11 protein-coding genes are annotated in these 11,384 nt (G+C 37.6%); 4 read left to right on the top strand and 7 right to left on the bottom strand.

From position 1 onward, the window contains the following. Nucleotides 1-208: 208 nt before the first annotated feature. From V7124_RS04075 to V7124_RS04050, 6 genes are all read right to left on the bottom strand, one after another. Nucleotides 209-1,645: a glycoside hydrolase family 1 protein gene (locus V7124_RS04075; protein ID WP_335486327.1), complete on the bottom strand. Its 1,437-nt coding sequence runs from the start codon at nucleotides 1,643-1,645 to the stop codon at nucleotides 209-211. A gap of 36 nt (nucleotides 1,646-1,681) precedes the next feature. Then, nucleotides 1,682-2,890, bottom strand: coding sequence for a response regulator transcription factor (locus V7124_RS04070; protein ID WP_335486324.1), 1,209 nt, complete (start codon nucleotides 2,888-2,890; stop codon nucleotides 1,682-1,684). Nucleotide 2,891: 1 nt separating this feature from the next. Continuing rightward, complete coding sequence (locus V7124_RS04065; protein WP_335486321.1) at nucleotides 2,892-4,655, bottom strand: sensor histidine kinase; 1,764 nt, start codon at nucleotides 4,653-4,655, stop codon at nucleotides 2,892-2,894. 34 nt (nucleotides 4,656-4,689) lie between these two features. Then, nucleotides 4,690-5,508 (bottom strand): carbohydrate ABC transporter permease, encoded by an 819-nt coding sequence (locus V7124_RS04060; RefSeq protein ID WP_420490502.1) that lies wholly within the window; start codon nucleotides 5,506-5,508, stop codon nucleotides 4,690-4,692. Nucleotides 5,509-5,588: 80 nt separating this feature from the next. Continuing rightward, complete coding sequence (locus tag V7124_RS04055; protein WP_335486314.1) at nucleotides 5,589-6,464, bottom strand: carbohydrate ABC transporter permease; 876 nt, start codon at nucleotides 6,462-6,464, stop codon at nucleotides 5,589-5,591. Nucleotides 6,465-6,524: 60 nt separating this feature from the next. Continuing rightward, a complete protein-coding gene (locus V7124_RS04050) occupies nucleotides 6,525-7,805 on the bottom strand; it encodes an extracellular solute-binding protein (protein ID WP_335486311.1) in 1,281 nt (426 codons plus the stop codon). A gap of 230 nt (nucleotides 7,806-8,035) precedes the next feature. On the opposite strand from V7124_RS04050, the gene V7124_RS04045 reads away from it, so the two are divergent. The 4 genes from V7124_RS04045 to V7124_RS04030 all read left to right on the top strand — a co-directional run bounded on the left by V7124_RS04045 (nucleotide 8,036) and on the right by V7124_RS04030 (nucleotide 10,283). Next, nucleotides 8,036-8,881 (top strand): hypothetical protein, encoded by an 846-nt coding sequence (locus tag V7124_RS04045; RefSeq protein WP_335486308.1) that lies wholly within the window; start codon nucleotides 8,036-8,038, stop codon nucleotides 8,879-8,881. A 435-nt stretch (nucleotides 8,882-9,316) separates the two neighbouring features. After that, complete coding sequence (locus tag V7124_RS04040; RefSeq protein ID WP_335486305.1) at nucleotides 9,317-9,667, top strand: competence protein ComK; 351 nt, start codon at nucleotides 9,317-9,319, stop codon at nucleotides 9,665-9,667. A gap of 97 nt (nucleotides 9,668-9,764) precedes the next feature. Continuing rightward, nucleotides 9,765-10,004, top strand: a complete 240-nt coding sequence (locus V7124_RS04035) for a helix-turn-helix domain-containing protein (RefSeq protein ID WP_335486301.1) — start codon at nucleotides 9,765-9,767, stop codon at nucleotides 10,002-10,004. A gap of 69 nt (nucleotides 10,005-10,073) precedes the next feature. Next, the gene (locus V7124_RS04030; protein ID WP_335486298.1) at nucleotides 10,074-10,283 is read left to right on the top strand and encodes a hypothetical protein; all 210 of its coding nucleotides are present in this window, start codon (nucleotides 10,074-10,076) and stop codon (nucleotides 10,281-10,283) included. Between the two features lie 738 nt (nucleotides 10,284-11,021). On the opposite strand, the gene V7124_RS04025 is transcribed toward V7124_RS04030, so the two are convergent. Further along, the gene (locus tag V7124_RS04025) at nucleotides 11,022-11,324 is read right to left on the bottom strand and encodes a hypothetical protein (protein WP_335486295.1); all 303 of its coding nucleotides are present in this window, start codon (nucleotides 11,322-11,324) and stop codon (nucleotides 11,022-11,024) included. Nucleotides 11,325-11,384: the final 60 nt, after the last annotated feature.

Below are 11,384 nucleotides of genomic sequence, written 5' to 3'. Positions count from 1 at the left end.
TTGTTACCGTATTTCCGCCGAACCGAATTTACGGGCACTATCCGCCTCGGATTGTTACCATAATTCCGCCGAACCTTTAATGAGTGTCCGCTCTCACTTCTTTTTACCGTTTTAGGGGTCTCACCAGCCCAGTCCTCCCGCAGGATTCTTCGTGCCTTCCACTCCAATCAACAGAGTGCCCATACAAAAATTAGCTTTTTTAAACAGCCTATTTATATATGTTTTCATCCTCTGCATCGAATTGTTTGGTTTCGATGACTTGCTTTAGCCAATAGGCAGATTTTTTTAAAGCTCGGTTTCGATTTTCTTCGAGGTTAATTTCTACCAAGCCATATCGATTCTTAAAGGCATTCATCGGAGACACATTGTCGCTAAAGGCCCAAAGCATATAACCTGTACAATTGGAGCCCTCTTCAACACCCTTTAATAACCACTTTAAATGCTCACTAATAAATTCAATCCGGTAATCGTCTTGGATCATGCCCTCTTCATTTTTAAATCGGTATTCATTTTCAACACCCATTCCATTTTCGGCTATAAACCATTCGATATTTCCGTACTCTTCTTTCATCCGCATGGCGATATCATACATCACTTGAGGGTAGATTTCCCAGCCGCGGTGTGGATTCATTTTTCTGCCTGGTAAATCAAAGCTTTCATAATAATAGGAAGGATGGAAAGGTGTCTCTTCATTCCATGCCGATGAACGAGCTTTTACTCGATATGGGAAATAGATGTTCAATCCCACATAATCGACGGTGTTCTCTTTAATGATTTGCAATTCCTTTTCTGTTGCTTCAAATGCAATATCATGTTTATTCATTAATTCTATTAATTCTGCAGGGAATTCCCCTTTAATCGAAGGATCTAAGAAAATTCTGTTGTAAAATAAATCAAAGATTCGGGCTGCCTTTTGATCATGTTCAGCAGATGAACGCGCATAGGCTACCTCTGGATTGATGATGTTACCAATCTTTGCTCCATATTTATCTTTTAAGCCCATTTGTTTAAATAAACGAATAACTTTAGCCGTCGCTAAGTTTTTATTAAAATTCCATTGCATCCATTTTTGAGTATTTTGTTCAAATGGATAACGAACTGCATCTAAATAAACACGCGTTTGAATCACAATCGGCTCATTAAACGTAAACCAATGCTTAACGCGATCACCATAACGTTCAAAAGCTTTCTCCGCATATTTAACGAATAGATCCACGACATGCTTCGAACCCCACCCGCCATATTGCTTAAATAATTCAGCAGGAAGCTCGTAATGCTCAAGACAAATCATCGGCTCCACGTTATTCTTAATTAACTCATTGATCATATCATCTATATAACTAGCATATTCCTCATCTACCACAGCATTTTCATAATCTAGTAAAAAACGAGACCAGTTAATAGACGTCCTAAAGTTTTGCAAACCGATTTGTTTCATATAGCCAATATCTTCTTTATATCTATTTTTAAAATCAGTTGCTACAGCAGGACCATACCCATTATGCCAAACATTTTTATTCTCTTTATACCACAGGTCAAGAAAGGAATCCTGTGTCTCTTTTTTTCCTGACCATCCCTCAGTTTGCCAAGCCGACACGGCTGCTCCAAGGAAAAAGTCCTTCGGTACATTGATTGTCTTTTGCATCGTAATTACCTCCGGTTCAATAAGAATCTTTTATGATTAATGAATATTATTTGCTGTTATGTTTCTATACTTTGTTGGAGTATAGCCAGTAAATTTTTTAAAAACATCTACAAAATACTTATATTCTCGATAGCCCACCTTTTCAGCAATTTCATTTACATTAAAAGGCGTTTCTTCAAGAAGCTGTTTTGCTGCCTCAACACGTAAGGTATTAATATAATCATTAAAGCTCTTGCCCGTTTTTTGTCTAAATAGTGAGCTGAAATAATTAGGAGAGATATTAATATAGTCCGCCACCTCATGTGCCTTGATCGGTGACTCATAATAGGACCTAATATATTGTTCTGCCCTTTCAATTAACCAGTCACTGCCTTTTGGGTTAAAAGCCGATGATTCACTTACAGGACTGACAACAAACCCTTGTTTACTAAAAGGAAGATATTGAGTATCTTCATATAATTTCTGATAGACCTCTTTCAGCTGACCTATTGTTATGTCGATTTCATTAAAAACACAATTCAACTCTGGAAAACTCAAGTTTTCAGGAGTAAGAGCAGACTGACCATTTGTTACACAAGTTAACAATACATTTTTACTTGTAAAAACCGATACACTTTCATACCCCTGACTCTTCAAGGAATTTTCCACTAGCTGTTCCCAATCTGCTTTCAGGCTTTGCAGCTCTTCCTCAGATAAATCTTTTGTTTTATTCTTATACTCTTTTAACATAGAAACAAAGGGATAAATACGCACATTGGCGAATAAACTCGAGTGGTTCGGAATGGTATCAGGTAAATCTAAAACTTGATGAAAGATAGCATTTTGTAAATTCATCTGATAAATTTGCTTAGCTGCTATTTGTTCCTCTTGTATGGCACTCGTAAGTTTCGTGATGACTCGTAAAAGCTCATTTACATCTACCGGCTTCAATAAGTATTCCTTTACACCTAATTGAATGGCCTGTTGCGCATATTTAAAATCGTCATACCCACTTATGATAATCGTCCGAATATCAGGATAGTTCTCTGCAAGGAATGCGGACAATCTCAAGCCATCGACATTCGGCATTCTGACATCGGTTACTACTAAATCTATATCACCATGTTCTTTAATCTTTTGAATAGCCTCCGCCCCGTCGTACGCAAGGTCAACGACTTCCACCATATATTCGTCCCACGGAATTGTCTGTTGCAAACCACGACAAATAATCGGTTCATCATCAACGATTAGCATTTTAAAAGGCATACTACTCACCTGTCTCATTTGAAATTAGATTACTATTATCATTCTCGGATATCGGAAGCTTTAGACGGATCCATGTTCCCACTAGAGAATCTACCACCTCGAACTTTGCCTCTTCACCAAAGGCAAACTCTAAACGGTCGATGAGATTAGGTAGGGCATAACCACTTTTACGATTCGGGTCTTGTTCCTGTTTCTCATTCGGAAATCCCCAGCCATTGTCGATGACATCCATCCAAATTTCCTTCTCTACCTTAAACAATCGAATCCGGATAACGCCTTGTCTAGGCAAATCATCAAATCCATGAAGAATACTATTTTCTACTAATGGCTGTAAAATTTGCTTAATAATATAGATATCTTTTATTTGATCATCGTAAAAAATACTATAATTCAAACGATTGCCGATGCGGCTCTTTTGTAACTCCAAGTAATTTTGAATATACTGGACCTCTTCCTCTACCTTCACCCACATTTTTCCCATATTTAAATTCATACGGAATATTTTTGACAATCGCTCAATTAACTGACCTGTTTCCATTGCTTTTTCTAACCGTGCTGTCCACCGAATCATATCCAGCGTGTTGTACAAAAAGTGTGGATCAATCTGGCTTTGAAGAGCCTTCAATTCCGATTCACGCTGTTTGATCTTTAACTTATATTCTTGATTAATATACTTCTGTATCGTCGTGACCATTTGGTTAAAGCGGAGTCCTAACTTTCCAATCTCGTCTTGTGAGGAGACAGGAACATTAGCAGTAAAATCCCCTTCTCCAAGTTGCTTGGTTTGCTTCGTCAGTTCCACGATCCTTCGGATAAAAGATTGGTAAAATCCTATAAAAGCAATTGCTCCAAGCACTACTAAAAGAAAAAACATAAAAACAAACAAGCCGCGGACATTATATAAACTCTTAACCACTTCTCCTTCATTCACCATCGCAATTGAAACCCAATCTGTTCCGGCGATTGCCCTTTTAACAACTAAATAGTCACTTTGATTGGCCTCGGCTTTCAACGTTCTACTCTTGCTGTTTACAATCCAATCCGTTATTTTTGGATCAGGAAAGGGCGTGCCAGCTAATGAAGGATCCTGGTGCAGGACAACTTCTCCTTTTTTGTTCAATACAAAATAATCACCAGGTTGGTTCATCGTATTATTTTCAATTGTCTTATAAAGCTTAGATTGGTCTAGGCGAATTCTCACCATTCCGATAGGTTCGTTGATATGGTTAATATCATTAATAACCCTTGTTAAACTAACAACATTCTTTTTTGCAGCCCCATTTTCAACCACTCTATAGGTATTGCTCCAATAGGGAGCGCCTTCTAGATCTTTGGCGACTTGATTCAATCTAACTTCATCACCAATTACCCGGTTGCCAATCTCTAAAACATGTCCATCATTCGCGATTAATAGAATAGAATCAATATAGCTATGACTCATAAGCTGAAAGGTGAAATAACCATTAATCCCTGCAACTGCCTCTTTATACTCTGCTTGATTAAGATTCTCCTCCGTAGCGGTAAAAAACGTTCGGAAGTTTTTTTCATAAATCATATAAGAAGACATATTCTCAATCCCACGGATGATGGAAGTTAAGTTATCTTCATTTTTTTCAAGTTTACCAACTGCATTGTTTTCAGCCTGCTGCTTAAAAATGGTTGTGGTTTGATAGTAAATTACACAGCCTATAATCAAGGTTGGTAAGGTAATCAAGAGTAAGAATACGGTAACAAACTTATTTTTTAATCCCCAATTTCGGATCATTGCACATCAGCCTTTTAATTTTATACCATTTAGTTTATCCTTTTACGGCCCCGGCTGTCATACCATTTACAATTTCTTTTTCTAAGAATAAATAGAAAATGATAATAGGAATCATCGACATCGTTAACCCTGCCATCTGCGCTCCATAATTAACGGTAAACTGACCAGCAAAACTTGCAAGACCTAACGGTAATGTTTGAAGGGCTGGATCATTTAGTAATACGAGAGCAAACGAGAACTCATTCCAGTTATAAATAAAGTTCAAAATGATAACGGTAGCAAGCGCCGGACGGGACATCGGCAAAATAATCGACCAGAAAATCCGGAAAATCCCGCAACCATCGATAATCGCCGATTCTTCAATATCTTTCGGAAACGCCTTCATAAAACTGGTTAGAATAAATATCGTAATGGGTAAATGGAAGGCAATGTAAGGAAATAACAAGGTAATTGGATTATTTAATAACCCCAAGTTTTTCAATAAAATAAACATTGGAACAAGTGTAGCGTGAATCGGAATTAACATCCCGAAAATAAAGAAGGTATACAGGGCGTTCTTAAACTTAAATTCAATTCTTGCTAGAAAATAAGATGCTAACGCTCCGATCAACACAGTGAGCACTGTTGCGAGTAAACAAATAAAAATACTATTTTTAAAAAGAACACCTAAATTTGCTGTGCCCCACGCTTCTATATAATTATCAATAACCAAAGTCTTTGGTAAACCAAATTGATTCACCGCAAATTCTTTTTCTGACTTAAAAGAGTTAATAATCATCCAAATAATAGGATAAACATTGATCACCGAAAAAATAATCAAGACTGCATATATGAGGGTATTTTTCACACTCATTTTCCTTGTACTTTGATGCAGCGGCAATGCAGATTGTGTTGTTTTCTTAATCGTTGTTTCCATTTGAGTACCCCTCCCCATCATATAAATTTTTGACCTAGAATTTTTTTTACAAATCCAATCAATAGGAGACTGAAGAAGAAAATAAATACCGATATCGCACTGCCGTAACCATATTTCAGATTCGAAAATGTCTCATTGAACATATACAACGCCATCACGTCAGTAGAATGGGATGGTCCACCATGCGTCATGACATAAATCAAATCAAACGTCCTTAAACTACCGGAAATACACAATATAATCGCAACAATGATGGTATCCCAAATCATAGGGATGGTTATTTTCCATGTCGTCATCCATTCTGAAGCACCATCAATTTTTGCCGCTTCCTTTACTTCTTCCGGTATATTTTGCAAGGCAGCTAGGAAAATAATTAAATAGAGCCCAACGAATTGCCAAATGACTGTAATACACACAGCCACCATCGACCACTTTGTATCACCTAACCAGTTTTGTGCCAAAAAATCTAACCCAACAGCCCTTAGAATTTCGTTAATCATTCCATCCTTCGTATTATAAATCAGGCTCCATGTTAGCGAGATTACAACCGTCGATAAGACTACGGGCAGAAAACCAATGGTTCTAAAAATCTTTAAACCTTTAATTTTTCGATTTAACAACAGAGCAATAAATAAAGCAATCGGAATCTGTCCAAAGACAGAGGCGATGACCACAAAAATGTTATTACCTACTGAATTCCAAAATAATGAATCTTGAAAAAGATTCTCAAAGTTTTGCAAACCGATAAATTCCATTTCTGAAAAACCGTCCCATTCCATAAAGGAATAATAAAACGATTGGATAATCGGATAGATAGCAAAAACGGTATAAATCAAAAATGCCGGCAGTAAACCGATAATAAGAGCCGCTTTACTTTTCCCAGTTAGTTGCATATTTATCTCCCCTATGAAATGACAGGTTGCCATGAAAGAGGCAACCTGTATTTTAAAAGATTATTTCTTTCCTTTTTCGTTTTCCTTCTGCATTTCTTCTGCTAATTGCTTCGGTGTTTTTTCACCAATCGTGATGGATTGTAAGCCATTGTTAATCATGTCTGTTAACTCAGGTGTTAACGTTGCATCATACACTGGTGCTAAACCGCCTTGTGCAAATCCGTTAGCTGTTTTGTAAATTTCAGGAATGCTATCATCCATTTCAACTTGTACTGGAACAACGATATTAGACTTAGCTAATCCTTGGTACAACTCATCATCATAGAAGTACTCTAAGAATTTTAATGCTGCTTCTTTTTTCTTACCAGATAGCTCAGCATTTAGAGCGATACCGCCACCCGCTGCACCAGAAATTTTTGCAGTATCTCCTTCTCCGCCAAAGCTTGGGAACGGAGCAACGCCGATATTATCAATATTTTCTACACCTTCTAGGATTGGTCCAATTGCCCAAGAACCTGCGAAGTGCATGGCAGCTTTTCCACTATTAAATATTGTTCTAGATTGTGCTTCATCAATAGTATTGAAATCTTCATTAAATGCTTTAAGCTTCGCCAAGTCTTCAATTACGGATAATGCTTTTACAAAGTTCTCATCCGTAAAGGACCCTTTACCACTCAAAGTGTTTGGTAAGAATTCACTGCCTGTAAAACGATCTGCAATGGTTGAAATATAAACGGATTGTAGAGGCCAAATGGATTTATTCCCTAATGCAATTGGTGTTACCTTTTGGTCATTTAATGCCTTGATTAGATCTTTTAACTCATCATACGTTTTTGGAAAATCTTCAAATCCTGCTTTTTTCACTGCATCTTTATGATAGTAAATCAAGCTAGTTTCACTAATGTTTGCAGGAATCGCGTACTGCTTTCCGTCGACTGCATAATCCTTCAGGATACCTTCCGGAATTTTCCCTTCCCACGTATCAAGAATTTCATTTAAAGGAAGTAACACCTTTCCTTCAACTAGAGGCTGAATACGTGCACCAGGCCACACGCGGAACATATCCGGCAATTGCTTTCCTGCTGCCTGTGTTCTTAGCTTTGTTTCATATTGATCATGAGGAATACTTTCAATTTTAACGTGGATACTATCTTTGTTTTCTTCATTGAATTGAGCAATGATATCTTTATAAACCTTATATTCCGGACGATTTTCAGTCCAGTCATTCCAAACGGTAAGTTCGGTAACCTTACCTTCTCCAGAAGACTTCTCTTCTCCACCGCCACATGCGGTTAAAAATAGTAATAACAAGCCTACGACTAATATGCCTAGCTTCTTCATTGTTTTGTTTCCCCCTTAAGAAAATAAATCGCTTACATTCTCTATTGTAAGGGTTTCCATTTTTTAAACTATCCGAAAAATTTTAAAAAACATCCGATAATTTACGCTTTTTATAAACATTTTCATTTTCGGGGTTAACATACACAATTTCGTAACAACTTCCCCCAAACCACCATGTCCTTTTGCCCACTTCAAACCTATATAGAGGGTAGAAAGGGTGGTGCATTATAATGAATTTAAAATCAGGCAAGATTGAAGGATTTGAACAGTATTCTCAGTTTACGAGTCTTAAGGAGTTTAATACACATATCGAGATGTGGTTAGCGGTAAAGAAGGAGGATTTCTCAAAAGGAGAATTAGTCGCGTTGAAACGGCTGGTTCGTTTTTCAGCTAAGGTCCCTGGCGTTTCGAATGCAAAGATTGGTACGGTATTAAAAGCCATTAATGAGGAATATCAGGGGAACGGAATCTCTCGCTCAACATTTAAACGAATGACCCTGAAAGCGAAAGAATTGGGAATCATCACCATCCATGAAACCGAACGGAAAAATGGTTCACAGTCTAGCAATCTATATTGTTTTAATCGTTTTCCAAAAAGTGAACCACCCAAACCAGAAAAATTGAACCACCAAAAAGAAACTAGTATTCCTTTAAAAACTAATAATAAAAAGAATAATAAACGTAACGAAGCACCGATTGAATTAGATCATACTTTTGTTAGTGATAAAGTTCCCCAAGCATTTGTTCAAATCATAAAGTACTTCTTCTCTGACGCAAAGACAATTGAGGAATATTGGCGTATGGTTCATATCGCTGCTTTTCGATTTGACTGTGTTCAGGATACAGAGGAAATACTTGCGATTGCCATTCAGTCCTTGAAGCAGCTGATTCGAAAACTAAAATCCACCAAACAAATCGTAAAACCAATCGCTTTCTTTTATGGAATCTTAACCAACAAACTAAAAGAATTCTATTTAGAAAAACTTTTCGAAAAACAAACGGATAGCCGGCCATTTCGAAAGGTGCTTCCTAGTGGAGAAGTCTTGAACTATGATTGGCTTCATGCAGCGGAATGAAGGTAGGGAGTCTTTACACTCTTTTCTACCTATACCCTATCTCGACAAGCTTCGCTTCGCCTAATTACCGCCAATCTCTAGTTACCAGCTGATGACGGGGATCTAATCAAACGTTTGGTTAACACAAAAATTCCTACACAAACGTTTGATTAGATATGGGAATCCCCTTTTGGTAAACGAACCTATGGCAGTTTAGCAGAAGATTTTTTGTCGATGAAACGCCAAAGCCTTTGATAATGATCCACAGTAAAAATCCATAATAACTAGTAATCTACACAGAGCGACACGTTACGATGCCAATTAATCGTTTGTGTAAAACCGGCACCACCGTAGATAAATCAAGAGATTCTAGTAGAAATTGGGTAGAATCGTGTCGGTGGAAATATCTATGGTCTCCTGGAAAGCAAATCTTACGATTTACTATTGGACCGGCACATGTGTCCCATCGTGGTGAATCCTTACCAATGCGTATGTCTCTTTCCCACTAAGTCACCTCAAAAGGAAGATTGTATTTGGTTTAACCCCGACCATATTGTTAAAACCAAAGCAGCTGGTACGAAAACCATCATCGAATTAAGCAATGGCCATACCATTTTGGTCGATTCAAAACTCTTCTCTTTTAATAACAAAATAGAAATCGCCATTCAGTTAAAGCAGCTCTCATCACAACGAGGCAACCACCCTACTTCTATGACTCTTTACCTCAAACCCAAAAAAGGACTCAATTTTACTAAAAATGATACCGGCATTTACAATTTTATTGAATTAGAGAAAACTGCAGCCTAATCATCGCCTAGGAAAATCAATAATTTGACAATATAAGGAGAAACCCATTTGACTAATCATAAGCCCATTTATGTTGGTATCATTATAAAAGCGTAGAGTGGAAAAGTGTATCTCACAAGAGGAATTGTCCTTTCGCAGTTCAACCACACGACCCTATATTAGTATGCTTAAGAGAAATAAAAAAAAGCCCAGTCTTGAAACCATCTTCGCGATTGCTGCCGCATTTGAAATAAAGGCTTCCGAATTTATTAAGGAAATTGAAGATCATCATGATCAAAATCAAACAGAAATCACAAGCCCCAAAACCGTTGAAGTCATAAGGCGAAGTAGTTATTAAATTGTGTATTCTTTATGACATGATAGGATTATTTAACGCTTACATGAATAGTTGTGGGTGAGATGATTTATGAGAAACAGTATAGAAAAAGTCGTGCCCCATTGTATTTTTTGCAAAAAGGAATTGAAAACGGATGAATTTGTTTATATGGATGGGATAATGGACACGTTCATGCTCGTTGCTCGAATTGGAAAAGGGATTTCATTCAAGGCAGGAAAATATGAGGAAATTGTCAGTAAGTATCCCCACTATTTTGGTAATTTTAAAGTGCAACAGTAAAGGAGCAGGTTCTGCCTGCTCTTTCTTTTTACGCAATTGGTAAGATTCCTCTTTGTGTAATTCTCAAAACCTCCCGCAATCCAACCCAAAAATAATCGGCACCATTTTTTACTAAACCAGCACCCATCCATACAGTGAGACTTTACACTCCTTTCCACCTATCCTCTCTCTCGACAAATCTCGCCTCTTCTTCAGCAAACAAATCCCCAGTTAACAACAAATAGGATGAATCTAATCAAACGTTTAGTTAGCACGAAAATAACTACACAAACGTTTGATTAGATTCGGGAAATCCCTTTTGTTAAACGAACTCATGTCAGTTCAGTAGAAAATTTCTTGTCGATGATACGTCCCAGTCTTTGACAATGGTCTAGAATAAAAATCCATAAAAACTGGTAATCCCCACAAAGCGACACGTTACGATGCTAATCAAACGTTTGTGTAAAGCAGTCATCAACGCAGATAAATCAAGAGATTCTGGCTGAAATTGAGCAGATTCTTGTCGATGGATTTATCAAGTTATTATGTTTCCTGTATATCGCCTTGCTAACGGACTGGCAGCATCGGTTATGGTCCTCGCGGTTCAACCATGGCTTTTTGTAACTCCCAAATAATAATCAATATCGACCTCATTTTGTGATGGCTGGTAAAACATATTCCGTAAAGGACAGTTCACCATATAGCGTCAAACAGCGAAAAACAGGGCATTCCATAAAAGGAATACCCTACTGGTGTGACCTAAAGATATCTAAACTTCAAATCTTCTACCATTCTGCAATAGATTTCTTTACATCGCCGATAGTTGCCGTTTTGAATGGCCAGTAAACATTCTTTCAGGTAATCCTTCCAAATTCGTGAGTAAATTGCGTTCCTGTCCACCTTTGTATGGATACGATTTACAAGAACAGGTGCTATACGATAGTACTCCTTACCATCATCCTGTTTGACAAGCAAGTTGTCCCGAAATGCGCGAAGGATCCTCAGTTCATACCCGTCGTCTGCGCGGCCTAGGGAGTCGCATTTGAAAGTCGATCTACTCATACTTGATGAAGTGCTACTGACAGATTAATCAACAGAAGATTCTCCAATTCTATTAGAAAA

It is taken from the genome of Neobacillus niacini, from assembly GCF_036961885.1.
GTDB classification, from domain to species: domain Bacteria; phylum Bacillota; class Bacilli; order Bacillales; family Cytobacillaceae; genus Neobacillus; species Neobacillus niacini_H.
Note: the sequence above shows the minus strand (reverse complement) of the source record. Positions and strands in the feature narration are given on the sequence as shown.